Genomic DNA, 24,872 nt, shown 5'->3' with positions numbered 1-24,872 from the left:
AAAGTTTTAAGGAATCGCCGACACTTTCCCCTGAGTTCACAACCAATGAAGGCGGCATCACAGGCAGGTAAAGTGGCACGTGGCGACTAAAATAAATCAGCCGCTAATAATATCAGCCAATTGCTTTTGTCAAAAGCGTTCTATTGCGGTGACGGTCACTAAGTTGCCGTTGACCATGAATTTGACGTTCAGATCGTACAAATTGACCGCATATTCTTTCATATCCGGCTTGTTTTTCTTATATGCCGGGCGCGGATCCTGTGCCAGCACTTCACCAATGACCGCCTGTTGCACCTGACCATCTGGCAGGCGCTGTAATGTCTCGAGTGCGGCTGCGGAAAACGTGACTTCAGCTTGCTCGGGTTCCGCTTCTGCGTAGCCTCCCTGAGCATCAGCAATGCTATCGGAGTAGGGAATGTAGGGTTTGATATCGATGATTGGCGTGCCATCGACCAGATCGACACTACCCAGATCGAGATAGATCTGATCGCCCTGTTTACTGACTCCACGTAATTTAACCGCGGACATTCCGATGCCATTCGGACGAAACGTCGAGCGCGATGCCAGAACACCGATGCGCTCATTGCCACCAAGGCGAGGCGGACGAACCGTTGGTTTCCAGCCAGCCTGCAGGTTCTGATCAAACAAAAATAGCAGCCACAAGTGGCTGAACTGCTCGATGCCTCGCACGGCTTCCGGGCAGTTACTTTCTCCCAGTAGTTTGACCCGCGCGGTCGCACTCGGGACTAAGCGTGGCTGACGTGGTACGGCAAACTTTTCTTTATACGGACTTTCGATAACGGCAATCGGTTCGATGGTGTGCATAGTTTCCTACTTAAACTGTCGCCCTGATGCGAACGACGAATCTTTACCCTCATCAGCAATGATGAAATCGGAATGATCAATGCGCCATCCTAACTCTTTGTTTCCGATGAAGACTTAGCTGGCGTCATGACGAATAGGCAAAAAATATCACATTCCTGCCCATAAATCGCTTGCAAAACGGCATTGGTGAGAATTACTATTATTTAAAATGTTATAACATAACAATTTAAGAGAGGGGATCTCAAATGAGGGAAGGTATTCACCCGGAATATCGGGAAGTGGTATTTCATGACACCAGTATTGATCACTATTTTGTTATTGGATCAACGTTGAAAACCGAACGCACCGTTGAATGGCAGGGGAAAACGTACCCTTATGTGACGATTGAAGTCTCTTCAAAGTCGCATCCGTTCTATACCGGCAAACAGCGTGTTATGCAGCAGGAAGGTCGTGTGGCCAACTTTAATCGTCGTTTTTCCCGTTTTGGGGCAAAGGAGAAGTAAATGAAGGTACTGAGTTCACTTAAATGCGCAAAAAACCGCCATCCAGATTGTCAAATCGTAAAGCGTCGCGGGCGGTTGTACGTAATTTGCAAAACTAATCCGAGGTTCAAAGCGGTTCAACGATAAGTAATTGTTGCCACTGATATTGGGTTGGTTAGGTATTATTTTATCTTATGTAATACTGGTGGTTTTTTAATCTAACATTTAATACGTTAGTGTTACATAATTCTGATTTTGAAAACATTTGTAACATTTTCGATTTTTATTTGTTCCCTCCCTCAAGTACTCTGCGCCAGCTTTTGACATTTCTGTCACATATGCTCAGGAATTACTACAAGGAGGGAACAGATGAGTTCATCTGCTTCAATAAACCAACCAGCACCAAAAAAGTCCTTTTTTACCCGCTTCTTAGATGGTGTTGAGTATTTGGGGAACCTTTTACCCCATCCCATTACACTTTTTGCCCTGTTCTGCTTAGCGATCCTGCTGGCTTCCGGCATTGCCGGTTACTTTGATATGTCTGTGATGGATCCGCGTCCGGAAGGCGCCAGTGGTCGTGCCGCGGATGGTATGATTCACGTGGTGAGCCTGCTCAACGCTGAAGGTCTGCAACTGATCGTCACCAATCTGGTGAAAAACTTTGTCGGCTTCGCACCGCTGGGTACCGTTCTGGTCGCTATGCTGGGTGTTGCGATTGCTGAATATTCGGGTCTGCTGTCCGCCGCGATGCGTGGTCTGGTGATGGGCGCTTCTCAGCGCATGGTGACCATTACTGTTGTGTTCGCTGGCATTATCTCTAACACGGCTTCCGAGCTGGGTTACGTGGTTCTGATCCCACTGGCAGCGATGCTGTTCCATTCTCTGGGCCGCCATCCGCTGGCTGGTCTGGCGGCGGCGTTTGCCGGCGTATCCGGTGGCTATTCCGCTAACCTGCTGATCGGCACTGTGGATCCGCTGCTCTCGGGCATTACCGAAACCGCAGCGCAGATGATCGACCCAACCTACACTGTTGGTCCTGAGGTGAACTGGTATTTCATGTTCGTGTCGACGTTCTTTATCGCCGCGATGGGTGCGTTTGTTACCGAGAAAATCGTTGAACCGAAACTGGGCGAATACAAAGACGAAGAAGCCTCTGAAGATCTGTCGAAAGACAAAATGGGCTCACTGACGGCGCTGGAGAAAAAAGCGCTCAAATGGGCGGGTGTGGCTGTACTTGTTGTGAGTGCCTTGTTGGCTTGGACCGTGGTTCCGGCGGATGGCATTCTGCGTTCGGCGGATGGTCAGATCGCAGGTTCTCCATTCCTGAAGAGTATTGTGGCGTTCATCTTCGTTTTCTTCGCGATTCCGGGTTTTGTCTACGGCAAGATTGTCGGCACGATGAAAACAGACCGCGACGTGATTGATGCCATGGCAAAATCCATGTCATCGATGGGCATGTACATCGTCCTGGTGTTCTTTGCTGCCCAGTTTGTTGCGTTCTTCAAATGGACCAACTTTGGTCAGGTGTTTGCGGTTGCGGGCGCTGAGTTCCTGCAAAACATTGGTCTGACTGGCCCGATGCTGTTCTTCGCTTTCATTCTGATGTGTGGTTTCATCAACCTGATGATTGGTTCGGCATCGGCTCAGTGGGCGGTTACGGCACCGATTTTCGTTCCGATGCTGATGCTGGTTGGCTATGCGCCAGAAGTGATTCAGGCGGCGTACCGTATCGGTGACTCGACCACGAACATCATCACGCCAATGATGAGTTACTTTGGCTTGATTCTGGCGGTAGCCACACGCTACATGAAGAATCTGGGCATTGGTACACTGATCGCGACCATGCTGCCGTATTCGGTGGTGTTCATTGTTGGTTGGAGCCTGCTGTTCTACGTGTGGGTATTTGTCTTTGGCCTGCCTGTTGGTCCTGGCGCGGCAACGTACTACACGCCATAAGCATCAAATGCTGTTGAACAATGAAAAACCTGCGCTTAGCGCAGGTTTTTTTATGGGCGTCGGTTTTGCTGGAATTTAGCCAGAATGCGATCAAGGTGATTGGCAAATTCACGACGTTCGGTCTGCGAGAGTGCAGAAGGGCCGCCAGTCTGAATGCCGCTCGCGCGCATGGTATCCATAAAGTCGCGGATATTCAGGCGCGCTTTGATGGTTTCCGTGGTGTAGAGCTCTCCGCGTGGGCTGAGCGCCAGAGCGCCTTTGGCAATCACTTCATCGGCCAGCGGAATATCCGAGGTGATCACCAGATCGCCGGCGGCTACGCGCTGCACGATTTCGTTGTCCGCCACATCAAACCCACTGGCGACTTGCAGGCTACGGATGTTATCGCGTTTAGGGACCGGCACCAGGTGGTTGGCAACAAAAATGCATTCAATACCGGTACGCTCAGCGGCGCGGACCAGAGTTTCACGAATAACTTTCGGGCACGCATCCGCATCAACCCATAACTTCATCATGCGTGACCTGCCAATTTTGCTTCCAGTGCCTGCAAACGCTGCGTTAAATCGGCGACCTGTTGTTCCAATACGCTGATGCGATCAGTTTCGTTAGCCGATGTGGCGGCAATCTCAATTTTTGGTACTCGGTTGGCGCTTTTCCAGCTTTTAATCGCCGTAATCAGCGCAGGCATCGGAACCGAGGTCGATAAACGGGCTTTTACCAGAGCTACGCTGGGCTCTTTTCCTTCGTTGTGCAGGCTGGTCAGAATAGCTTCCAGCTCCTGAGTGATATCTTTAGTGAGCATCTTTTGTCCCTTTTCTTTGACTGGGTCGATCTTACTGATATTTCAGTGATAGCAAAAGAGGGAATGCTTTGTAAGAGATCTCGCACAAAACGTGTAAGAGAACGGATTTTTGTTGCAGGAAATTCACTATGTAATCGATTTAAATTAATGATTTTAAATGTTTTTTGTTAATTGTCTGAATTGTGGTCAAAAATAATTATTTAGCGGGCATTGCGAAAAAAGCGCAGCAGCGTAAATTGAACCCTGTCGGAAGGGAACTGACACGGATTTGGATTCACCACTGGACGGTGGCTTCAGGATGAAAATGGCGATAACGGATACATCGCCACACGGAAGACAGGATTTCGAACGGAATCGACAGTTTACACGGAGTAAACTGGCAAGGAATGCACAGGACACCTCGGGATGAGGTCGGAACACCATCAGGATGATGGCAAGGACACCGCTCAGGGAACAAGTGATGTGCGCTAACCGGGATGTGTTAGCAATAGGGAATAACGGACACCGCTAGGACGGCGATGCGAGGAAGAGGCAGAAGGATTCTGTCACTATTATGGATGATGCATGGAGCAATCATCAGTAGCCGGACTGCTGCGAGTAAGACTTAAGCCCCGATGCCCAGCGCATCGGGGCTTTTCTTAATCTCCCAATGCGTGGCTTCTTCAGGTTGCCTGGCGTCCAGCGCTCACAGGATGCGATTACTGCTAATAAATTTGTAAAATAACAAATAAATCGCAACCCAGATCAATGATATATCGTCCCAGTTGGTTTAATTTTCGGCTTCTTTCCTGTGCTTAGGAAAGGGCCTTTTGGTCATTCGGAATTGTTGTAAACAAGGATTGTCCGTGACAATAGTGACACGCAGAACGCTTGTTATTCCTTACACAGAATCATTTGAGTCTGATTTTTTGATGCTCAACTGCTGTGCGAAAAACCGCGCGCAAATGAACGGCCCGAAAACGGTCGCCTCCGCAAAACAACTCTTTCAACGTGTGCTGCACGATCCTTCCCTGCATGCGATGGCGGTGCTCGACAACTACAATCGTGAATACATGGGACATGTGTTTGTCGAGGTTGAAGACGGCCATGCTGAGCTGGGTTATATCTTCGATAAAGCATATTGGGGACAAGGACTGGCAAGCGAAGCGCTGCTGGCGTTTTTTCCTAAGATGTGTCAACGCCTCGGGTTGGAAAAAGTGGTCGCGACGGCCAACCTGCAACATTACGCCTCGATAGCGATTCTTCACAAGCTCGGTTTTCATCTGCTGGGGACCAACGAAGATGTGTTTGGTCCGTATTACGAATTTGCCTGGTTGAAAGAGGAAACGGCTACACCATTCGATGCGGTGGCACATGGAATGCCTGCGGCGTAAAGCCGCGCATGATCAGATGGCCCTGATAACAGTCGTCACCGAGGGCTGAAAACTCAAAATAGTACACCGTATGCCAACGCCAGCGATTGTCTGGCGTTTTCCATTTATGGCGCCCAAACGACACGCTGAGCAGTTGTAAATCCAGTTCATCACACTTACGTGCGATTCGGGCCTTGGCCAGTTCAGACTGACGACGCTGCTGCCAGAAGGCAAAACACACCAGGCAAAACAGCAGGATAGTGAGCAGGTCGCCAATCATTCGCTTTACCCTTTCGTCGATTGTTGCAGGTTCAGCAGTGCTTGCGCCAGTTCTGGTGACGGGCTGGTATGCAATAGCGGCAGCAGTACCATACGCAGTTCTGGCAGCATGACTAAATCGGCAAACAGTTGGTTGAACAGCGACTGATTACCGCTTTGCGCCAAACGCAGCAAAAAGCGCTGTGCGCGACCGCTGTCGCTGAGCATTGACCAGCTGCGACCCGCAATACCAATCAGCACTTCCGGATGGCTCAGACGCGGGCTGCTTAACACCGTATCCAATACGTCACTTTGTATCGCAGCCGGCGCGCCGGACAGGGCTCGCACCAGCGCTGAAAGCAAAAACAGATCCGGCTCTTGCGCGTTCATCTCGGCATCAGCAAGCTCTTTAATTCGCGCGGCCAGTTTCTCAGGCAATTGGATGTGTTCCAGTGCGCCGAGCAAGGCGTATAACGGCTGAGCCGGAAGGTGATGGAGCGCTTTACGCAGCGTGACGCCATTTTGCTCCTGACCCAGACGGGCACAGATATCCGTGATCCCCTGCAGGCCAACGGTTTGCCAGTTGTCCCAGCCTAAGCCACCGCCGAAGTAGTGCTGCGCGTGTTCATAATACTGACTGCATGGCAGGCCGAGATTGGCGCGGATCTGGCTGTGGAACACGGCCATTTTGTCTTCGGCGGGTTTGAACGTGTAAGGGTTGTTGGCCAGCTTTTGTTGCTGTTCGTCGCTCAGTTCCTGATTCAGGCGCGTCCCCATGGCTTCAATCACGTATTTGATGAACTGGCCGACATCGGCCTGAGCCAGTAATCCTCGCTCATCCAGCGTGAATTTCAGAAACCAGATCCAAGGCTGTTTGGATTCGTTCCAGTACACAATGGCCAAATGCGCCGTGCGTTTCAGCGGATAAGGGTAGGGCTGGTAGCCGAGTTCAACCTGTTCAAATTGAGCCACATCAATGGCTTGAATGCGGCGGCCTAAGTCAAACACCTGATAGTGACAGCCGCTGTTTTTCAGCAGGGCGCTGAGAGTATGAATGGTATCCATGGGAGCAAATTGGTCCTAACTTTCTTTGTTCAATAGATGGTATCATTCGCCGCTAATTCAAGGCCAGGAAGTAAAGATTAATGACCGCCGCCACACTTTTCGTGTTATTGCAGCAACTGGAAGACGAACTTCGTCAATCCGGTGTCTGGCAAACCGCTGCACCCGCTGAGCATGCGTTGCAAAGCACGCAACCTTTCGCGCTGGATACACTCGAGCCGCATGAGTGGCTGCAGTGGATTTTTCTGCCACGTATGCAGCAGATGATAGAGCAGCAGATGACCTTGCCGAGCGGCTTTTTGTTGTCACCCTATTTTGAAGAAGTGTGGAAAGAACGCGAGGAATTTGCAGCGGTGATGCTGGTCTTAAATCGAATCGATAAGGTGTGTCAGTAATGCTGGAAATCATTTATCAGGACGAGTACATCGTGGCTGTCAACAAGCCAGCAGGCATGTTGGTGCATCGCAGTTGGCTCGATAAGCATGAAACCCAATTCGTGATGCAGACGCTGCGCGATCAGATTGGTCAGCATGTGTTTCCGTTGCACCGTCTCGATCGCCCGACCTCCGGGGTATTGGTGTTTGCACTGTCCAGTGAGATTGCCGCCAACATGATGCCGATGTTTGCCAATCATGAGATGGAAAAAACCTATCATGCGATCGTGCGCGGCTGGATTGAAGAGGGGGATGTACTTGATTATCCGCTTAAAGAAGAGCTGGATAAAATCGCCGACAAGTTTGCCAAGCAGGATAAAGAGCCACAGTCAGCAGTGACGGCGTATCAGCCATTGGCCAAAGTCGAAGTGCCGCATTCCACGGGTAAGTTTCCCACTACGCGTTACTGCCTGATGGAAATGAAACCCAAAACCGGACGTAAACATCAACTGCGTCGCCATATGGCGCATCTGCGTCATCCGATTGTCGGTGATACTACTCACGGTGATGGCAAACACAACCGTCTGTATCGTGAGGTGTATGACGCGCAGCGTCTGATGTTGCATGCCAGCGAGCTGCGTTTTATCCATCCTTACACGGAACAGGAGCTGGTGCTGCGAGCCGGGTTTGACCCAATCTGGCAGCGCCTGTTTGCGCAGTTTGCGTGGAATGACCCTCAGCCTGCGGTCTGATTCTCTGACCAGTCAACACAAAAAAGCCTTCTCACTGAGAAGGCTTTTTCAATTTGGTGCACCGACGCATTATTTGGCGAGGTAGTCACGAACCGCGCGTTCAATGCCAGCCGCATCCAGTCCCAGCTCGTGGTGCATCTCTTCTTGCGTGCCCTGAGCAATAAACCGATCCGGCAGACCCAGATTGAGGACTGGCTTGATGAGTTTATGTTTCATCATAAATTCCACCACACCCGCGCCAGCGCCGCCAGCGACCACGTTCTCTTCCAGCGTCACTAACACATCGTGCGTGTTGGCCAGTTCGCTAATCAGGGCTTCATCCAGTGGTTTGACAAAACGCATGTCAGCCACCGTAGCGTTGAGTGCTTGCGCCGCTTCGAGTGCGTATGGCAGCAGAGTACCGAAACTTAAAATCGCCACTTTCTCACCTTCGCGCATGATGCGGCCTTTGCCGATTTCCAGAGCCGTGAAGTCACTTTCAATCGTTACCCCCATCCCGTTACCGCGTGGGTAACGCACAGCGCTTGGCCCTTGGTGCTGGTGGCCAGTGTAGAGCATCTGACGACACTCATTTTCGTCCGCCGGTGCCATGATCACCATGTTCGGAATACAGCGCATAAAGCTGAGGTCAAACGCACCTTGGTGAGTCTGACCGTCCGCTCCGACAAGACCGGCACGGTCAATCGCAAACATCACTGGCAGGTCCATGATCGCCACATCGTGGATCAGTTGATCGTAACCACGCTGCAGGAAGGTGGAGTAAATCGCGACAATCGGTTGATGACCCGCGATCGCCATACCAGTTGCCAGCGTCACCGCGTGCTGCTCTGCAATCGCCACATCAAAGTATTGTGATGGGTACTCTTTCGAGAAACGCACCATGCCGGAGCCTTCGCGCATTGCCGGCGTGATCGCCATCAGCTTAGGATCCTGTGCGGCCATGTCACACAAAAAGTCGCCAAAAATCTTCGAGAAAGTCGGCTTAGTACTGGTGCTTTTTGGCAGTGAGTCGTGGCTCGGATCGAATTTCGGTACGCCATGGTAACCAATCGGATCTTTCTCCGCCGGCTCATAGCCTTTACCTTTTTTGGTCATCACGTGCAGGAACTGCGGACCTTTCAGTTCACGCATGTTTTTCAGCGTTTTGGTCAGTTCCAGAACGTCATGGCCATCAACCGGGCCGATGTAATTAAAGCCCAGCTCTTCAAACAGAGTACCCGGCACCACCATACCTTTGAGGTGCTCTTCGGTGCGGCGAACCAGTTCTTTGATTGGCGGAACGCCAGACAGCACTTTCTTGCCGCCTTCACGAATCGAGGTATAGAGATTACCGGACAGCAGCTGCGCCAGATGGTTGTTCAGTGCGCCCACGTTTTCTGAAATCGACATTTCGTTGTCGTTCAGTATCACCAGCATGTCTGGATGGACGTCGCCGGCGTGGTTCATCGCCTCAAACGCCATACCAGCGGTAATCGCACCGTCGCCAATCACGCTGACCACTTTACGGTTCTGGCCTTCTTTGCCCGCACAAATGGCCATACCCAACGCCGCACTGATTGAGGTCGACGAGTGACCAACAGACAAGGTGTCGTATTCGCTCTCTTCACGCCAAGGGAACGGGTGCAGGCCGCCTTTCTGACGAATGGTTGGCATCTGCTCACGGCGGCCAGTCAGAATTTTATGCGGGTAAGCCTGATGGCCGACGTCCCAGATCAGTTGGTCAAATGGGGTGTTATAGACGTAATGCAAAGCAACAGTGAGCTCAACAGTGCCCAGGCCAGAAGCCAAATGGCCGCTGGATTGGCTGACTGAGTTCAGCAGATAGGTTCTCAGTTCATCACAAAGCGTCGGCAGCACTTCTTTTGGCATGCTGCGTAATTCATCCGGCGTATTTGCCAGAGCCAGTGTCGGATATTTTGAAATATCAAGAGTCATAGTTATGCGCGCTTATAGTGTTAATTTTTGCGCTCGATGACGTATCGGGCGAACTCTTCAAGATGCTCAGTATTGTACGGAATCGCTTCCAGTGCCTGAAGCGCTTCTTCAAGCAGCGCCTGAGCTTTATTCATTGCTCCTTCCAGACCTAATAGAGCCGGATAGGTACTTTTATTGAGTTGTTGATCAGAACCTTGTGGTTTGCCCAACGTTTCGGTGTCACTGATGATATCGAGAATGTCATCCTGAACCTGGAAAGCCAGACCGACCGCATCTGCGTACTTATCGAGATGAGGCAGCACATCCAGCCCTTTCTGACCCGCCGCCATCGCTCCCATGCGGATAGCGCAGCGCATCAGTGCGCCGGTTTTATTGCGGTGGATGTTTTCCAGCTCTTCCAGTGTCACCATGCGGTTCTCGGCCGCCAAATCTAATGCCTGACCCAGACACATGCCCTGAGCGCCAGACGCTTCTGCCAGTGCCTGAATCATTTTTACGCGGTTCACTTCACCAGCGGCAGACAGTGAGCCTTCTGCGAGAATGGTAAACGCCAGCGTTTGCATCGCATCACCGGTCAGAATTGCGGTCGCTTCATCAAACTTAATGTGGCAGGTTGGTTTGCCGCGACGTAACTCGTCGTCGTCCATTGCGGGTAAGTCGTCATGAATCAGTGAGTAGGCGTGAATACACTCAATCGCGGAAGCGGGAGTGTCCAAATCACTCGGCTCACAGCCCAGCATTTGTCCGGTGATGTAAACCAGATAAGGACGAGCGCGTTTGCCGCCCAGCAGCAAACCGTAACGCATCGCGTCAATCAGCGGCAGAGTCTGGTTCGGCAGACGGTTTAACCACAGGTCAAGCTGCTCATTATTTCTTTGTTGAAAAGAGGATAGAGCCTCAATCATAGGGCACTCTTTAGTCTTCGTTTATTCAGGCAAATCGGTAAAGTCACTCAGCGGCGCTTCGTCGCTGTTGCTGAGCAGAATGCTGACGCGCTGTTCGGCTTCGTCGAGCTTAGTTTGTCCGGAGCGAGCCAGAGCAATGCCGCGCTCAAATTTTTTGAGGGCTTCATCTAACGCCAAATCACCGTTTTCCAGTTGATCAACCAGTTCATCTAACTCCTGAATGGTTGCTTCGAAGGACATGTTTTCAGGTTTCTTGCTCGCCATAATCATTTTGCCTTGGGAAAGATGCACGAAAGTTACCTTAGGGCGTTGTGATGGTCAAATTTAACCAAGCAATTTTGTCAGAAATACAACGCTTTTTAGCGGATGCCGAGACCGAAAAGCAAAAATGGCACCGGAGTCTGAAACTTGGCTTGGATTTCTGTGCTGCCCGCAGGTGCATCTTAGCCGGATTTGAGTATACACTGGGAAAAGCATATCACTGCCCGGTAGGGCGTGCCGCCGTTTCAAGCAGATTTTTGCGCAAATTGTCGACTCAAGACGAGTGGCAGTGGCGAAAGCGTCGCTCAATCCTGAGAAAATGAACAATAACTCAGCAACATAGAGGACGTGCGGACGTAACAATGATAAATAATCTTGTCATCACAGACAGGGAAGAGCGTGGTATGGTGCCACACTTCCTGAGAAAAAAGTTAAAGAATTTATTCTCTTGCCGATAACGAGAGTAATCTCTAATCGCGAATGAACAGCAGAGGAGCGCTTCGTGGATTTAGCAACGCTGATAGGTCTGATTGGTGGCTTAGCATTTGTCGTCATGGCGATGGTCTTGGGCGGCAGCATTATGATGTTCGTCGATGTCACCTCTATTCTGATCGTAGTGGGTGGTTCGCTGTTCGTCGTATTAATGAAATTTACGATGGGTCAGTTCTTCGGTGCCGCCAAAATTGCCGGCAAAGCGTTCATGTTTAAAGCCGATGAGCCAGAAGACCTGATCGCGAAGATCGTGGAAATGGCTGACGCAGCGCGTAAAGGTGGTTTTCTGGCTCTGGAAGAGATGGAGATCTCCAACTCATTTATGCAGAAAGGCATTGATCTGCTGGTGGATGGCCACGATGCCGATGTGGTGCGTGCCACGCTGCAAAAAGATATTGCCCTGACTGACGAACGTCATGAGGCCGGCACGGGCGTGTTCCGCGCGTTTGGTGATGTAGCTCCGGCGATGGGGATGATCGGTACACTGGTTGGTCTGGTGGCGATGTTGTCCAACATGGACGACCCGAAATCGATCGGTCCGGCCATGGCGGTGGCTTTGTTGACCACGCTGTACGGTGCGATTCTCTCTAACATGGTGTTTTTCCCGATTGCCGACAAACTGTCGCTGCGCCGTGAACAAGAAACGCTCAACCGCCGTTTGATTATGGATGGCGTGTTGGCCATTCAGGATGGCCAGAACCCGCGTGTGATTGACAGCTACCTGAAAAACTACCTCAATGAAGGTAAGCGCGCGCTTGATGTCGACAAAGAATAAGCGGAGTGAATGATGGAAGAGCAAAAGTGCAAATGTCCGCCTCCTGGGCTTCCGGCTTGGCTGGGGACCTTTGCTGACCTGATGTCACTCCTGATGTGCTTCTTCGTACTGCTGCTTTCGTTTTCGGAAATGGACGTACTGAAGTTCAAGCAGATCGCCGGCTCAATGAAATTTGCCTTTGGTGTGCAAAACCGTCTCGAAGTGAAAGACATTCCGAAAGGGACCAGCATCATCGCGCAGGAGTTTCGTCCCGGGCGTCCTGAGCCGACGCCGATTGATGTCATCATGCAGCAAACTATGGACATCACCCAGCAAACGCTGGAGTTTCACGAAGGTGACTCTGATCGTGCCGGCGGTACCCAGCGTGATGCTGGCCAGTTGACCGGTGGTCAGTCTCCGGAAACGTCCACGCAAAATAACCAGAACACCGAAGCGCAGCAGCAACAGCAGCAAGCGCAGTCTCAGGCGATGTCAGAAGAGATGGAAACGGTACTGGAAAGCATTAAGAAAGCGCTGCAACGAGAAATCGAGCAGGGTGCGATTGAAGTGGAAAACCTCGGACAGCAGATCGTTATCCGAATTCGCGAGAAGGGAGCATTCCCTGAAGGTTCCGCCTTCCTGCAACCGAAATTCCGTCCGCTGGTACGCCAGATTGCCGATTTGGTCAAAGATGTTCCGGGCATTGTCCGAGTGTCTGGCCACACCGACAATCAGCGTATTGATTCTGAGCTGTATCGTTCGAACTGGGATTTGTCCGCGCAGCGCGCGGTGTCGGTGGCGCAGGAGATGGAAAAAGTGAAAGGCTTCAACCACCAACGCCTGCAAGTACGCGGTATGGCCGATACGGATCCGTTGGGGCCGAACGACACTGAAGCCGAGCGCGCTCGTAACCGCCGGGTAGAAATCAGCATCATGCAGGGGGAGCCGCTCTACAGCGATGAAGTCCCGTCGGCACAGCCCGCGACCAACCAATAACGCGACATAGAGTCCGCTCACAAAGGCAAGCTAACCCGCTTGCCTTTTTCATAAGCTTTTCTCTGTGGCGAGAGATCGTGTATAATCCCGCCCCCTTAGCGGTGCTGAGCGCCACACAGTCGTGCCTGCCAGTGAATGTTCAAATCAAATTGCGAATAACCTTATGAAATTTATAGTTAAGCCCCATCCAGAAATTTTCATTAAAAGTGAATCGGTGCGTAAGCGCTTCACTAAAATTCTTGAAAGCAATATTCGCAATATCATCAAGAGCCGTACCACTGGTGTGGCGGTATTCAACCGTCGCGATCATATTGAAGTGTCAGCGAACAGCAGTGATTTCTTTGCGGAAACACTGGAAATTCTGAAGACCACTCCGGGCATTCAACAAGTGCTGGAAGTGAAGCAATCGGAATTCAAAGATCTGCACGATATTTACGAGCAAGTGCTGTTGCAAAGCCGTCATCTGATTGAAGGCAAAACCTTCGTGGTGCGCGCTAAACGTCGTGGTAAGCATGAGTTCACTTCGATTGAGCTGGAACGTTACGTTGGCGGCGGCCTGAACCAAGCGGTGGAAAGCGCCAAAGTGCGTCTGAAAAATCCAGATGTGACCATAAATGTGGAAATCAACGATGGTCTGCTGAATCAGGTTATCGCTCGCCATAAAGGCTTAGGCGGTTTCCCTCTGGGTACGCAGGAAGATGTGCTGAGCCTGATTTCTGGTGGTTTTGACTCGGGTGTCTCCAGCTACCTGCACATCAAACGTGGTTCAAAAGTGCATTACTGCTTCTTCAACCTGGGCGGTCCGGCACACGAAATCGGCGTAAAACAGGTGGCTTACTACCTGTGGCACAAATACGGTTCTTCAGCCAAAGTGCGTTTTATCTCAGTGGATTTCGAGCCTGTGGTGGCAGAAATTCTGGAGAAAGTTGACGATGGCCAGATGGGCGTGATCCTAAAACGCATGTTCATGCGTGCGGCAGGCCAGATTGCAGAGAAATTCGGCATTCAGGCACTGGTGACGGGTGAAGCGCTGGGTCAGGTATCCAGCCAGACTCTGACTAACCTGCGCCACATCGATAATGTAACTGATACGCTGATTCTGCGTCCGCTGATCAACTGGGACAAAGACGATATCATCAGTCTGGCTCGTGAGATCGGTACGGAAGACTTTGCCAAGACCATGCCGGAATATTGCGGCGTGATCTCGAAGAGTCCGACCGTGAAAGCCGTCAAAGCTAAACTGGAAGCGGAAGAAGCCAAGTTCGACTTCTCGATTCTGGATAAAGTGATATACGACGCGCGTCAGATGGACATTCGTGACATCGAAAAAGAGTCGCAGCAGCAAGCGCCGGAAGTGGAGCTGGTTACGGCGGTTCAGGAGCACGCGGTTGTGCTGGATATCCGTAGTCCGGATGAAGAAGATGAGAAACCGCTGGAGCTTGAAGGCGTGGAAGTCAAACACCTGCCGTTCTACAAACTGGCGACTCAGTTTGGCGATCTGGACCAGTCTAAGACTTACCTGTTGTACTGCGAACGCGGTGTGATGAGCCGACTGCAAGCGCTGTACCTGAAAGAACAGGGTTTCGACAATATTAAAGTTTACCGCCCGTAACACTGTCGGTAGATAAAAGAGAAACGCAAATCGCTGGTCGGTTTGCGTTTTTTTTCGCCTCGACGCAGCATTAGATTTATTTACCTTTTGTTACACACTAGGCGCGGGTTTATCGACACTGGAAGCAAGGTCACGGCACAAATCGCAGGCATAAAAAAACACCGCCCTGAGGCGGTGCTAAATAATTTGACAGACAGGTCAAAAAATAAATACAGGAAGTATATGTTTTGCGGCAGGGGATAACTGCACAAAACAGGTGGTAGAAATCTACCTAACTCGAAAATCGAGTTTGCAAACACAACATCGCAACAACTAAGCCCATTGATTCTAAAGAGAATCAAGCCGTTCAGGCCCGCGTTGCGGGGTGAAATATAGATTTTCTCTGGCTGGTTAGCAACGGACAATTTATAATGTTTCAGATTAAAAAAACTAATCTGTTACAGAGTGTCCTCATGTCCAGAAGATTGCCACCATTAAACTCGCTGAAAGTGTTTGAAGCTGCAGCGCGCCACCTGAGTTTTACCCGGGCGGCGGAAGAGCTGTTTGTTACCCAGGCCGCGGTGAGTCATCAAATTAAAGCGTTGGAAGAGTTTCTCGGTTTGAAACTGTTTCGCCGTCGCAACCGCTCTCTGCTGCTCACCGAAGAAGGGCAGAGCTATTTTCTCGATATCAAAGACATCTTTGGTTCGCTGGCAGAAGCGACCGATAAATTGTTGGAGCGCAGTGAAAAAGGCGCGCTGACCATCAGCCTGCCGCCGAGTTTTGCTATTCAGTGGCTGGTGCCGCGTCTGGCGGATTTCAACCAGCAAGAACCGGATATCGATGTGCGTATTAAAGCGGTCGATATGGAAGAAGGTTCGCTGACCGATGATGTGGACGTCGCTATCTACTACGGCCGTGGCAGTTGGCCGGGGCTGCGCGCTGATAAGTTGTATCAGGAGTTTCTGATCCCGCTCTGTTCGCCTTCACTACTGCTGGGCAGCAAGCCGCTGTCGACATTAAAAGATTTGGCCCATCATACATTGCTGCACGATACCTCGCGCAAAGACTGGAAACAGTTTGCCAAAGAGAACGGCCTCGACAGCGTAAACGTTAATCACGGACCGATTTTCAGTCACTCCACCATGGTATTGCAGGCGGCGGCGCACGGCCAGGGTGTCGCGTTGGGCAACAACGTATTAGCGCAGCCTGAGTTAGACGCGGGGCGCTTAGTGGCGCCGTTCGATGAAGTTCTGATGACCAAAAACGCATTCTACGTGGTGTGCCATGAGAAGCAGGCGGACATGGGGCGAATTGCGACATTCCGAGACTGGATGCTGAAAAAAGCCCGCCGCGAACAAGAGGATTTACTTGATGACAGCAGCCTCCATGACGCCAGTACGCATTGATGGCGAGCATAACCCGCTGACGTTTATTTTTGCGCACGGTGCGGGTGCCGATATGGATCACGATTTTATGGCGGCGGTGGCAAGTGGTTTGGCTGCACGTGGCATTCGCGTGGTGCGATTCAACTTTCCGTATATGGTCAAACGGGCGGAAGATGGCAAGCGCCGTCCGCCGGATCGTGCGCCGAAACTGCTGGAAGCGTTTGAAGCGGTGATAGCGGAGTACGCTTCAGGTTCGGTGGTGATCGGCGGCAAATCGATGGGAGGACGAATGGCGTCGCTACTGAGTGCCCATCCGCAAGTGGCGGGTATCGCGTGTCTGGGTTTTCCGTTTCACCCTCCGGGCAAGCCGGAAAAGTTCAAAGGCGACCATCTGGCAGAGGTAGACAAGCCCACGCTGATCCTGCAAGGCGAACGTGACACGTTTGGTACGCAGTTGGAGTGTGCCACTTTCTCATTCAGCCCAAACGTTTCTCTCGCTTTTCTACCAGATGGCGACCACAGCTTCAAACCGCGCAAGTCTTCAGGGTATACCGAAGCGCAAAACATCGCCTTGGCGGTGAAAAACTTAAGTCAGTTTATTATTGAGGTGTACGATGAAAAGTAAGTCATTACTTACCTTGGGTGGCCTGTTTTCCGGGATTGCCGTTGCACTGGGCGCATTTGCAGCTCACGGCCTGAAAGCCAAATTGAGTCCACACCTGCTTGAGGTGTTTCAAACGGGTGTGCAGTATCAGTTTATTCATGCGGCGGCGCTGATTGCCTGCGGTATTCTGCTGCAGCTGTCACTGACAGAAAAAGCGCGAAACTATTTTAGCCGCGCGGCGATTTGCTTTATCATCGGCATCTTTTGTTTTAGCGGCAGCCTGTACTCCTTAGCACTGACGGGTGCAAAATGGTTTGGTCCCATCACGCCGATGGGCGGTCTGCTGTTTATGATCGGCTGGGGATTATTTACCTTCGCGGCCATGAATATTAAAGAGGTCAAGCAGTGAAACAAGTCATGCTCTATTGCCGCGCAGGTTTTGAAAAAGAGTGCGCCGGTGAGATTCAGGACAAAGCCACGCAACTGGAAGTGTATGGTTTCCCGCGTATGCAGAAGAACAGCGGCTATGTGCTGTTTGAGTGCTATCAGGAAGGCGATGCGCAAAAGCTGATCAAAGAGCTGGATTTTCAGGCCTTGATTTTTGCTCGCCAGATGTTTGCGGTGGCGGCAGAGTTCACTGAACTGCCAAAAGATGACCGTATTTCTCCTATTCTGACGCAGTTGTCAGAATTTGAAGGTTTTCCGCGCTGCGGCGATCTGCGTGTGGAAACGCCGGATACTAACGAAGCCAAAGAGCTGCTCAAGTTCTGTCGTAAGTTTACCGTGCCGCTGCGCCAAGCACTGCGTGGCAAAGGGGTACTGTTCGCGAAAGAGCATCCGAAAAAGCCAGTGCTGCACGTGTGCTTTGTCGCGCCGGGCCACTGTTTTGCCGGTTACTCGCTGAGTTCAAACAATTCGCAGTTCTTTATGGGCATTCCACGCCTGAAGTTTCCTGCTGATGCGCCAAGCCGTTCAACCCTGAAGCTGGAAGAAGCGTTCCACGTGTTTATTCCGCGTGAAGAGTGGGATACCCGTTTGGCGTCTGGCATGTGGGCGGTGGATCTCGGCGCGTGTCCGGGAGGCTGGACATATCAGTTGGTGAAACGTTCGATGTTTGTACACGCGATTGATAACGGCATGATGGCAGAAAGCCTGATGGAAACCGGTCAGGTGAAACACCACATGGTAGACGGTTTTAAGTTTGAGCCGCCGCGTAAGAACGTGACCTGGCTGGTGTGTGACATGATTGAAAAGCCATCACGCGTGGCACAACTGATGGGCGAATGGATCATTAGTGGCTGGGCGAAAGAGGCGATTTTCAACCTGAAATTGCCAATGAAAGGTCGCTACGATGAAGTGTTGGAAGACATCGAAAACCTGAAAATCTTCCTCAAAGAGCACCATGTCAAGTTCCGTCTTCAGGCGAAGCATCTTTACCACGATCGTGAAGAGATCACGGTGCACGTTCAGGCACTGACGAATATCTCTCCGCACTAATATCGTGACAGAGTTGAAACAAAAAAACGCTCCTTAAGGAGCGTTTTTTTATGCTGGCGACCCGCTGAAACGAATGTCCTGCAGATTAAAACCGAGTTCGATGTCGGTTTTCAGTCCGGCTACCTGCTTACATACCCGCGCCAGTTCAATGTGTTCATCGAGCTTTTTGCGGTATTTCGCGGGCAGCGCCTCACTAGCGTAAGCGCTTTCGATATCGGCAAACTGGGTCAGGATCTCTTTTGCCGCTTTAGGTCCGATTCCCGGCACGCCCGGTACCTGACTGGAGCTGACGCCAGTCAGTCCCCAATAGTCGGCTAACTGGCTAGGTTTGACACCAAATTCTTTGTCGATAAACGGTTCATCCAGCCAGCGATGCTGAAAGTAGTCGCGAATTTGCAGCGTTGGCGACAGCAGTTGGCAGTAACCTTTGTCGGTGGAAATGATGGTGACTTTTTCCTGATGTGCGGCGACCTTGGTTGCCAGTGTTGCCACCAGGTCGTCAGCTTCATTACCATCGGAGAGCAGGGAATCGATACCCAGTTCCCACCAGGCTTGCTGAATCTTGTCTAATCCTTGTTGCAGAGGCAGGGGCATGGGTTTGCGCCCCGCTTTGTAACCTGGCAGAATCTCGGCACGCCAGCCTCGGTCTTGCAGGTGATGGTCAAACACCGCGATGATATGGGTGGGTTCGGCTTCGCCAATGATACGTTGCAGTGTGCGGCTGGTGGTCTCTATGGTTCTCGCAATATCGGTTTCATCCGGCTGGGCGGAGTGCACACGACGAATGAGGTTAAGAGCATCGATGATGACGAGATGGATAGACATAGCAATTCAAAAAAATAAGGGCTGTTAGGCCCTTATTGTAATGAAATTCAATGGGATTGCTACCAAGCGTCAGGTGACGATGCGATAACACGGCACATAAGCGGAGCCGCCCGGCAGTTTCATGCGATTCTGATCGACGAAGTCTTTCAGCAAACGGTCCATTTTCTTCATCAACACCGGGTCGCCGTGAATCTCAAACGGACCTTTGCGCTCAATCTCATGGATCCCTTCGGCCTTCACGTTGCCTGCCACAATGCCAGAGAAGGCGCGACGCAGGTTGGCGGCCAGCACTTCCGGACGTTGGTTGAGATGCAGATCCAGGTTGGACATGCTTTCGTGGTTAGGCTCGAATGGCAGCTGGAATTCCGGCTCAATCTTGAGTGACCAGTTGAAGCTGTAAGCATCTTCATTGTCTTTACGGTGCTGACGAACCGTTGGCATCGCATTTTTCATGATACGCGCCGCTTCCGCAGGATCGTCAATCACGATGGTGTAGTGCTTACGCGCTTCATCACCCAGCGTATCGGCAATGAACTGGTCGATAGAGCGGAAGTACGCTTCACTCTCTTTCGGGCCCGTCAGCACGATTGGCATTGGCTGATGAGTGTTTTCCGGATGCATCATAATACCCAGAATATACAGCAGCTCTTCGGCAGTACCCGGGCCACCCGGGAAGATGATGATGCCGTGTGCAAGACGCACAAACGCTTCCAGACGTTTTTCGATGTCTGGCATGATCACCAGCTCGTTAACGATGGGGTTTGGTGGCTCAGCGGCAATGATTGATGGTTCAGTCAGGCCCAGATAGCGCTGCTCGTGAAAGCGTTGCTTCGCATGACCGATGGCCGCGCCTTTCATTGGGCCTTCCATCGCACCCGGTCCACAACCGGTACAGATGTTGAGTTCACGCAGGCCCAGTTCATGGCCCACTTCTCGGGTGTATTGGTATTCGATTTCATTGATCGAGTGACCACCCCAACACACCACCAGATTCGGAATGATGCCCGGAATCAGGGTACCCGCGTTGCGCAGAATGCCAAACACCAGGTTAGTGATATGGGTTGAGTTGGTCAGGTTCAGACGCTGACTGTCGGCCAGATGCATGTTGACGTACACGATGTCGCGCAGTACGGAAAACAGATGCTCCTGAATGCCTTTGATGATGTGACCGTCGACAAACGCGTGATCCGGCGGATTGGTCAGTTCGAGCTTAATGCCGCGTTCACGGCGCAGAACTGTAACGTCGAAATTCTTATACAAATCGAGCAACTCTTTGGAGTTGTCGGTATGGCTGCCAGAGTTCAGGACCGCAAGGCTACAGTTGCGGTACAGCTGGTACAGATCACTGGATGCGGTTTTTTTCAGTCGTTCTACTTCAAGCTGCGACAACAGATCCATGCTGCCGGCTGGGCTGACTTGAGTGATCATGCTGACCTCCTTTCTTTAGAGGTTAATCATAGTCCACCTGCGCGCTTGGCTGATGAGTTCTTTGAGTCTTGCGTCGCTCGTTTCGCGGAGGTGGGGCAATCATCCGGAATGTTCAGCGGTGGTCGATGACCAGACCTGAGGAGAAACCGGGTTCTTTGGTTCGTGGAAGTGGCTGAGACTTGCTCAGCGACGTCAACGAGTTAGAGTACTTAACTAATTGATATTACGGTTTCAATCTTGTGCGGATCTTTGAGAATGGGAAATATTGTGCCGCATCAGATGTGAGTTTGGTCACTAAAAATGTGTCACTAAGGTTAAAAAATAACCGAATAACAAAGGGGAAGAAAGGGTGATGCCGCGATCAGCAACAATTTCCTGGCGATTACTTCCAGGCGATTTGGTTCGGTCCGTATTTCTTCACATCCACCAGTGAGCGGTGCACGCGCTCAAGCACAGTTTCCGGCGTATCGGATTCTTTGAAGCAGGTGCTTGAAGCGGTCAGCGTGATGGTGATGTTCTTATCTCTGAACTTGAACGGCAGTTTGGAGACGTTGCGCTGAATCTGTTGAATGATTTGGTAACACTCATTATCCGTGTGTTCCGGCAGCAGCAGGATGAACTCTTCCCCGGAGAAACGGGCGACGGTGTCGGTATCATCGAGCTCTTTGCTGATGGTGCGCGCAATGATTTTCAACGCTTTATCACCGGCCATGTAACCAAAACTGTCGTTAATGGTTTTGAATTTATCGATATCCAGCATGACGATACGCAGCGAGTGCTGAGCGCGAATCCAGCGGCGATATTCCAGTTCCAGACGATCGTTGAATGCCGTGCGGTTGTACACCTTAGTCAGTGGATCCTGCAACATGCGCTGCGCCTGATCTTCCAGACGGCGGCGGTAATCCTGCGTGATTTCAAACAGCGCTTCCATCTGGTTGCGGGTGTACTGCATGCGTTCAATCAGGGCCTGTTCACGCTGTTCGGCGTGAGTCAGACGTTCTGACAGCGACGAGAGTTCATCCAGCATCGGTTCCAGCTTGGCTTTGGTTGGCGCCAGTTCGGTGCCCTCTTTCAACGCCGCCTGACTGCGCGCGACCAGAGTGTTCAGTTCCTGATGCATCTCCTGGCGGTGCGCCTGATAGTTGAGGCTCTGATCGACGTTCTGATTCACGCTTTTGATGTTGTTCGCCAGTGAGCTGTTGACCTGCTCGAGGAATTTCTCCGAACTCTTACGCTCGAAGTTGGTGCCGGCAATCACCAGTTTGAGCACTTCCAGTGTCAGCTCTAACAGGGTTTGAGTGTTCACTCCTGTCAGTAGCTTGGCACGGATGTCAGTCAGCAGATCGCCCGATTCGCCGTCAAAATCGAGTTCGGTAATGAGGTTTTGCAGCTCTTCGCTCAGACGTGCCAATAATTCTTTGTCAGCACTTTGGTTCAGTTCATCGACCACAGCTTGTGGGTTGGCGGTGATGATTTTAACTGAACGTTCGTAGATGCCCAGCAGGCGCATGGCCTGATCGACTTTAGGCAGTTGTTGAGCGGCAGAAAAACTGAGTAGATCACGCAGATCGCGCTTCACTTTTGAAGGCAGGCCGGGTACGCGCAGCAGGATCTCGCCGCTGTGTTTGATCTGAGAGTCGAGGTGAGTACTCTGCTTTTCCATAGTCAACGTTTGTTGCTTCAACATGCGCTCCAGTACGGCCAGACGAGGTATGAGCGAGCTTATATCTTTCTGCTGCTCAATGGCTTGACGCAGCTCAGCTAAATAACCATTCAGTTGATGGTTCTCGCCTCGGCAAGCCAGACTTAAAGATGCGACGATACGTTTCAGGACTTTTTGTTCTCGGTTAAATTTGAACGAAGTATCCCGATGTGTCAAACGTGTCTGTTCCAGCTGACTGCGCAGCTGGCTTAACTGATTTTGGATATCTTGCTCGAGAACGCCCATCGACAACAAACTACAGCTTCGGATCAATCCTGATCCTATTTAGTGATTTATCGATAATAACAAAAAAAACTTATTCGTCACGATTTCAGCGCGTTAACCGCGTAGCTTTTATCCATCTTTTAAAAGTTTTTTGATGTTCTCCTCATTCTTGTACGAGGAGTGCACTTTGATCAGTCCCTGATTGATGGCGTGCTTGCACGATTTACGAATATTGTTGGAAGCAAAACTGGCCGCTGGCGCATTGTCGATGGCTCGCAGATAGACCCAGTGGCTGCTGTTTTCCTTAATACTCAGATCGCGCGCGACACTGGCGGCCATGAGCAGAATATCCAACAATTCCTTATCATTGATCGCAGTATAGGCACGTGGCAGGAACGGATAATCGGCAATCCCCATGCGAATGATTCGGTTCAGGCGGCGCTCAGGCTGAAACTCCTGAATCCAGGCCTGCACTTTGTTAAACAGATCTTCCGGCGGGCGCTCACGATCCGGGCACGGTTCGATATACAACAGGTTGGCATCGGAGAAATGGTACAAACGCGCCTTGTCATTACCGATTTTGGTTTTGAGGAATGCGCCAAAGGCGTGTTCCAGCTCCAGACCTGCGCTGTAGCCATGCTGCAGATACATGTTGCGCAGGAACGGAATGTCGATCATCGCAAAACGCAGTCGATCATTGAGCGGTTCATGGATCAGTTCACCAATATGCCACTGTTCATAGTTCTGACTGCTGCGTTCCAGTGAAGAGAGCAGGCGCGAATTGAGCATGCGCAGGTTGTGCAGGCGCGAACGTGAGTGGGTGTAGAGGTTACTGTTGAGCTCGTCGATCTCTTCTTTCTGACGCTGAATCACGTAGCCGCGGCGCAGCAGTAATAAAAAGAATACCGCGCTGGCAATAAACAGCGCGAAGGCGATTTTCTGAAACTTGCTGTACTCGCGCTGAGTCTCTTGCAGCTCTTTTTCCTGACCGACCAGATGCAGGGTCTGTTCCACGAACTCCTTCTGCTGACGAAACGCATCTTCACTGATCTGATTGAGCTTTTCCTGACGGATCAGTGCGATCGCATTGCTGTGCTTGACGTTTTCCAGTGCATCAGCGAATTTGCCCATTTGTTCATAGCCGAGGGACATCAAGCGGTACGCTTGCTCTTCAATGGCTAAGTCGCCTGCGGTCTGGCCGATGGTCAGTGCTTGCTGCGCCTGTGCAATCACGCGCTGGCTCTGGCTTTGATGATAAGCAAGGCCCGCATTGAGCAGCGCAGCCCGGCCTTTCAGGCGTGGAATGTCGGTGTAGCTGAGCAGCTCTTCAGCCCGCGCCAGATACTGCTCAGTGAGCGGATAGTTGAACAGTTGCAGATACGTCGCGGCAAGGCTGAGGCGCACTTCAATCACATTCTCGATGTCGTTGTCACTGCTTTCGTGGTCAATCACATTAAAGTAATGCACCAGCGCCAGGTTGTATTTGCCTTGCTGATAATAGACATCGCCCATGCGTTTCAGCACAGCGGCCAGCGCCGGCGATTTATCGTAGTTGTCGTAGAAATCGGCCGCTTGCGAGAGGTGCACTAACGCTTTATCCAGTACGCGGCGTTCATAGAACAGCTGCGCCAGCAGGGTGTTGGTTTTTGCCAGCAGGGCGCTGGAGTTGCTTTCGATGGCGCTCCAGTAAGACATTAATAGCTCGGACAGCGCGAGGTTATACAGCTCGTGCGTCAGATAGTGCTCACCGACCACCAGGTGGTATTCGATCTGCGGCTTTTTCGATTGCAGCGAATCCACGTAAGGTTTCACCTCAGCAAACAAGCGATTGGCGAGCTCAATGTCGTTGGCCTTCGAGGCGATCTCAGCACGTAGCATCGTCATTTTGTAGTCGATGCCTTTGGCTAACTGATCGGCATTTTTGATCGCTTCATACTGGCGTGCAATGTCACGCAATTTCTCACGGGCGTCGCTGGCATTGTCGTCAAAGCGCCAGTGCAAACGCACATCAAGGATTTCCACTTCCAGTTGCAGATAAGGCAATTGGTATTGCAGCGTCAGATCGCGCGCTTCTTCGAGCAGCTTAAAGGCGCTTTGTTGGTAGCCGAGGTTGAACTCGGCTTTGGCCAGAATCTTCAGCGCATCGATGGTACTGCCGGGCGTGCGCACCCGGCTGTCGGTTTCATCGCGAGAAATGGTGGTGGGGCTTTTCTCCGCTTTGTCCGCCAGTTTGCGTTCGGATAGATACTCGGTCGCCAGCGATTTGGCTTGCGCCGGTGAGATCTCAATCAAACCATCGGCTTCGTTCAGTGTCGGTGACGAATAGATGGTGGCGTAGGTCCAGGTCGAAAATGAGAGCAGAGCCAAACCCAGCCAGTGCTTCCAGCGAAGAAAAGTCATCCTGTC

General features: G+C 51.4%; 25 protein-coding genes. 13 read left to right on the top strand and 12 right to left on the bottom strand.

The window, feature by feature from the left end; all coding sequences use genetic code 11:
* Nucleotides 1–129: 129 nt before the first annotated feature.
* Nucleotides 130–825, bottom strand: coding sequence for a tRNA (N6-threonylcarbamoyladenosine(37)-N6)-methyltransferase TrmO (gene tsaA / locus LGV68_RS07085; RefSeq protein WP_055452220.1), 696 nt, complete (start codon nt 823–825; stop codon nt 130–132).
* Nucleotides 826–1,070: 245 nt separating this feature from the next.
* Here tsaA and LGV68_RS07080 point away from each other — a divergent pair, with 245 nt between their 5' ends.
* The 3 genes from LGV68_RS07080 to LGV68_RS07070 all read left to right on the top strand — a co-directional run bounded on the left by LGV68_RS07080 (nt 1,071) and on the right by LGV68_RS07070 (nt 3,263).
* Nucleotides 1,071–1,328: a type B 50S ribosomal protein L31 gene (locus tag LGV68_RS07080; RefSeq protein WP_158151420.1), complete on the top strand. Its 258-nt coding sequence runs from the start codon at nt 1,071–1,073 to the stop codon at nt 1,326–1,328.
* A complete protein-coding gene (ykgO, locus tag LGV68_RS07075; protein WP_222759030.1) occupies nt 1,329–1,454 on the top strand; it encodes a type B 50S ribosomal protein L36 in 126 nt (41 codons plus the stop codon). It begins immediately after the preceding gene.
* A 222-nt stretch (nt 1,455–1,676) separates the two neighbouring features.
* Entirely contained in the window at nt 1,677–3,263 is a 1,587-nt protein-coding gene (locus LGV68_RS07070) for an AbgT family transporter (RefSeq protein WP_020328103.1), read from the top strand.
* 50 nt (nt 3,264–3,313) lie between these two features.
* Here the strand turns inward: LGV68_RS07070 and LGV68_RS07065 are convergent, their stop codons facing one another.
* Nucleotides 3,314–3,775 (bottom strand): YaiI/YqxD family protein, encoded by a 462-nt coding sequence (locus LGV68_RS07065; RefSeq protein WP_024374112.1) that lies wholly within the window; start codon nt 3,773–3,775, stop codon nt 3,314–3,316.
* The gene (locus tag LGV68_RS07060) at nt 3,775–4,065 is read right to left on the bottom strand and encodes a hypothetical protein (RefSeq protein ID WP_020328101.1); all 291 of its coding nucleotides are present in this window, start codon (nt 4,063–4,065) and stop codon (nt 3,775–3,777) included. Before LGV68_RS07060 ends, LGV68_RS07065 begins: the two co-directional genes overlap by 1 nt.
* 845 nt (nt 4,066–4,910) lie before the next feature.
* On the opposite strand from LGV68_RS07060, the gene LGV68_RS07055 reads away from it, so the two are divergent.
* Nucleotides 4,911–5,438: a GNAT family protein gene (locus LGV68_RS07055; protein ID WP_020328099.1), complete on the top strand. Its 528-nt coding sequence runs from the start codon at nt 4,911–4,913 to the stop codon at nt 5,436–5,438.
* Here LGV68_RS07055 and LGV68_RS07050 read toward each other — a convergent pair.
* Nucleotides 5,395–5,697, bottom strand: a complete 303-nt coding sequence (locus LGV68_RS07050) for a DUF3301 domain-containing protein (protein ID WP_020328098.1) — start codon at nt 5,695–5,697, stop codon at nt 5,395–5,397. The genes LGV68_RS07055 and LGV68_RS07050 overlap by 44 nt on opposite strands.
* Nucleotides 5,698–5,702: 5 nt before the next feature.
* Nucleotides 5,703–6,740 (bottom strand): DUF3549 family protein, encoded by a 1,038-nt coding sequence (locus tag LGV68_RS07045; protein WP_020328097.1) that lies wholly within the window; start codon nt 6,738–6,740, stop codon nt 5,703–5,705.
* Nucleotides 6,741–6,820: 80 nt separating this feature from the next.
* Between LGV68_RS07045 and LGV68_RS07040 the strand changes: the two genes are divergently transcribed.
* Entirely contained in the window at nt 6,821–7,132 is a 312-nt protein-coding gene (locus LGV68_RS07040; protein WP_020328096.1) for a YqcC family protein, read from the top strand.
* The gene (gene truC, locus LGV68_RS07035; RefSeq protein WP_020328095.1) at nt 7,132–7,863 is read left to right on the top strand and encodes a tRNA pseudouridine(65) synthase TruC; all 732 of its coding nucleotides are present in this window, start codon (nt 7,132–7,134) and stop codon (nt 7,861–7,863) included. The genes LGV68_RS07040 and truC overlap by 1 nt, the downstream gene beginning before the upstream one ends.
* Before the next feature lie 69 nt (nt 7,864–7,932).
* Here truC and dxs read toward each other — a convergent pair whose 3' ends face one another.
* Genes dxs through xseB form a run of 3 tightly spaced genes read right to left on the bottom strand, consistent with a single transcriptional unit; the run spans nt 7,933 to nt 10,967 of the window.
* Complete coding sequence (gene dxs, locus LGV68_RS07030) at nt 7,933–9,798, bottom strand: 1-deoxy-D-xylulose-5-phosphate synthase (RefSeq protein ID WP_055452215.1); 1,866 nt, start codon at nt 9,796–9,798, stop codon at nt 7,933–7,935.
* 20 nt (nt 9,799–9,818) lie between these two features.
* Entirely contained in the window at nt 9,819–10,703 is an 885-nt protein-coding gene (gene ispA, locus LGV68_RS07025; RefSeq protein WP_047463088.1) for a (2E,6E)-farnesyl diphosphate synthase, read from the bottom strand.
* A gap of 21 nt (nt 10,704–10,724) precedes the next feature.
* Nucleotides 10,725–10,967: an exodeoxyribonuclease VII small subunit gene (gene xseB / locus LGV68_RS07020; RefSeq protein ID WP_024374628.1), complete on the bottom strand. Its 243-nt coding sequence runs from the start codon at nt 10,965–10,967 to the stop codon at nt 10,725–10,727.
* A 499-nt stretch (nt 10,968–11,466) separates the two neighbouring features.
* On the opposite strand from xseB, the gene pomA reads away from it, so the two are divergent.
* From pomA to rlmM, 7 genes are all read left to right on the top strand, one after another.
* Complete coding sequence (gene pomA, locus LGV68_RS07015) at nt 11,467–12,231, top strand: flagellar motor protein PomA (protein ID WP_020328091.1); 765 nt, start codon at nt 11,467–11,469, stop codon at nt 12,229–12,231.
* Between the two features lie 9 nt (nt 12,232–12,240).
* Nucleotides 12,241–13,206: a flagellar motor protein MotB gene (locus LGV68_RS07010; RefSeq protein ID WP_024374629.1), complete on the top strand. Its 966-nt coding sequence runs from the start codon at nt 12,241–12,243 to the stop codon at nt 13,204–13,206.
* Nucleotides 13,207–13,369: 163 nt separating this feature from the next.
* Complete coding sequence (gene thiI / locus LGV68_RS07005) at nt 13,370–14,818, top strand: tRNA uracil 4-sulfurtransferase ThiI (protein WP_020328089.1); 1,449 nt, start codon at nt 13,370–13,372, stop codon at nt 14,816–14,818.
* Nucleotides 14,819–15,270: 452 nt separating this feature from the next.
* On the top strand, nt 15,271–16,206 hold the full coding sequence (locus LGV68_RS07000) for a transcriptional regulator GcvA (protein ID WP_055452227.1): 936 nt from the start codon (nt 15,271–15,273) through the stop codon (nt 16,204–16,206).
* Nucleotides 16,187–16,810 carry an alpha/beta fold hydrolase gene (locus LGV68_RS06995; protein ID WP_326483296.1) on the top strand — a complete coding sequence of 208 codons (624 nt, stop codon included), beginning with the start codon at nt 16,187–16,189 and terminating at the stop codon, nt 16,808–16,810. Before LGV68_RS07000 ends, LGV68_RS06995 begins: the two co-directional genes overlap by 20 nt.
* Nucleotides 16,800–17,198: a DUF423 domain-containing protein gene (locus tag LGV68_RS06990; RefSeq protein WP_252536408.1), complete on the top strand. Its 399-nt coding sequence runs from the start codon at nt 16,800–16,802 to the stop codon at nt 17,196–17,198. Before LGV68_RS06995 ends, LGV68_RS06990 begins: the two co-directional genes overlap by 11 nt.
* Nucleotides 17,195–18,286 carry a 23S rRNA (cytidine(2498)-2'-O)-methyltransferase RlmM gene (gene rlmM / locus LGV68_RS06985; RefSeq protein WP_020328085.1) on the top strand — a complete coding sequence of 364 codons (1,092 nt, stop codon included), beginning with the start codon at nt 17,195–17,197 and terminating at the stop codon, nt 18,284–18,286. The genes LGV68_RS06990 and rlmM overlap by 4 nt, the downstream gene beginning before the upstream one ends.
* A 48-nt stretch (nt 18,287–18,334) precedes the next feature.
* Here the strand turns inward: rlmM and xni are convergent, their stop codons facing one another.
* The 4 genes from xni to LGV68_RS06965 form a co-directional block, all read right to left on the bottom strand.
* Entirely contained in the window at nt 18,335–19,111 is a 777-nt protein-coding gene (gene xni, locus LGV68_RS06980; RefSeq protein ID WP_252536407.1) for a flap endonuclease Xni, read from the bottom strand.
* Nucleotides 19,112–19,180: 69 nt separating this feature from the next.
* Nucleotides 19,181–20,539, bottom strand: a complete 1,359-nt coding sequence (gene ppnN / locus LGV68_RS06975) for a nucleotide 5'-monophosphate nucleosidase PpnN (RefSeq protein WP_020328082.1) — start codon at nt 20,537–20,539, stop codon at nt 19,181–19,183.
* Nucleotides 20,540–20,921: 382 nt separating this feature from the next.
* A complete protein-coding gene (locus LGV68_RS06970; RefSeq protein ID WP_020431370.1) occupies nt 20,922–22,487 on the bottom strand; it encodes a GGDEF domain-containing protein in 1,566 nt (521 codons plus the stop codon).
* Nucleotides 22,488–22,595: 108 nt separating this feature from the next.
* Complete coding sequence (locus tag LGV68_RS06965) at nt 22,596–24,866, bottom strand: tetratricopeptide repeat protein (protein ID WP_222738166.1); 2,271 nt, start codon at nt 24,864–24,866, stop codon at nt 22,596–22,598.
* Nucleotides 24,867–24,872 lie beyond the last annotated feature (6 nt).

The sequence above is a fragment of the Vibrio sp. LQ2 genome (assembly GCF_023920125.1).
Classification (GTDB): Bacteria; Pseudomonadota; Gammaproteobacteria; order Enterobacterales; family Vibrionaceae; genus Vibrio; species Vibrio fluvialis.
This window is presented reverse-complemented; position numbering and strand designations above follow the sequence as displayed.

Coding starts and splice junctions, on each gene's coding strand:
- xseB (WP_024374628.1), bottom strand. CDS start 10,967: ATGGCGAGCAAGAAACCTGAAAACATGTCCTTCGAAGCAACCATTCAG.
- LGV68_RS07040 (WP_020328096.1), top strand. CDS start 6,821: ATGACCGCCGCCACACTTTTCGTGTTATTGCAGCAACTGGAAGACGAA.
- xni (WP_252536407.1), bottom strand. CDS start 19,111: ATGTCTATCCATCTCGTCATCATCGATGCTCTTAACCTCATTCGTCGT.
- LGV68_RS07060 (WP_020328101.1), bottom strand. CDS start 4,065: ATGCTCACTAAAGATATCACTCAGGAGCTGGAAGCTATTCTGACCAGC.
- dxs (WP_055452215.1), bottom strand. CDS start 9,798: ATGACTCTTGATATTTCAAAATATCCGACACTGGCTCTGGCAAATACG.
- ykgO (WP_222759030.1), top strand. CDS start 1,329: ATGAAGGTACTGAGTTCACTTAAATGCGCAAAAAACCGCCATCCAGAT.
- ppnN (WP_020328082.1), bottom strand. CDS start 20,539: ATGATCACTCAAGTCAGCCCAGCCGGCAGCATGGATCTGTTGTCGCAG.
- LGV68_RS06965 (WP_222738166.1), bottom strand. CDS start 24,866: ATGACTTTTCTTCGCTGGAAGCACTGGCTGGGTTTGGCTCTGCTCTCA.
- thiI (WP_020328089.1), top strand. CDS start 13,370: ATGAAATTTATAGTTAAGCCCCATCCAGAAATTTTCATTAAAAGTGAA.
- LGV68_RS07050 (WP_020328098.1), bottom strand. CDS start 5,697: ATGATTGGCGACCTGCTCACTATCCTGCTGTTTTGCCTGGTGTGTTTT.
- LGV68_RS07010 (WP_024374629.1), top strand. CDS start 12,241: ATGATGGAAGAGCAAAAGTGCAAATGTCCGCCTCCTGGGCTTCCGGCT.
- tsaA (WP_055452220.1), bottom strand. CDS start 825: ATGCACACCATCGAACCGATTGCCGTTATCGAAAGTCCGTATAAAGAA.
- LGV68_RS07070 (WP_020328103.1), top strand. CDS start 1,677: ATGAGTTCATCTGCTTCAATAAACCAACCAGCACCAAAAAAGTCCTTT.
- ispA (WP_047463088.1), bottom strand. CDS start 10,703: ATGATTGAGGCTCTATCCTCTTTTCAACAAAGAAATAATGAGCAGCTT.
- LGV68_RS07065 (WP_024374112.1), bottom strand. CDS start 3,775: ATGAAGTTATGGGTTGATGCGGATGCGTGCCCGAAAGTTATTCGTGAA.
- LGV68_RS07045 (WP_020328097.1), bottom strand. CDS start 6,740: ATGGATACCATTCATACTCTCAGCGCCCTGCTGAAAAACAGCGGCTGT.
- LGV68_RS07000 (WP_055452227.1), top strand. CDS start 15,271: ATGTCCAGAAGATTGCCACCATTAAACTCGCTGAAAGTGTTTGAAGCT.
- LGV68_RS06990 (WP_252536408.1), top strand. CDS start 16,800: ATGAAAAGTAAGTCATTACTTACCTTGGGTGGCCTGTTTTCCGGGATT.
- LGV68_RS06970 (WP_020431370.1), bottom strand. CDS start 22,487: ATGGGCGTTCTCGAGCAAGATATCCAAAATCAGTTAAGCCAGCTGCGC.
- LGV68_RS07080 (WP_158151420.1), top strand. CDS start 1,071: ATGAGGGAAGGTATTCACCCGGAATATCGGGAAGTGGTATTTCATGAC.
- LGV68_RS06995 (WP_326483296.1), top strand. CDS start 16,187: ATGACGCCAGTACGCATTGATGGCGAGCATAACCCGCTGACGTTTATT.
- truC (WP_020328095.1), top strand. CDS start 7,132: ATGCTGGAAATCATTTATCAGGACGAGTACATCGTGGCTGTCAACAAG.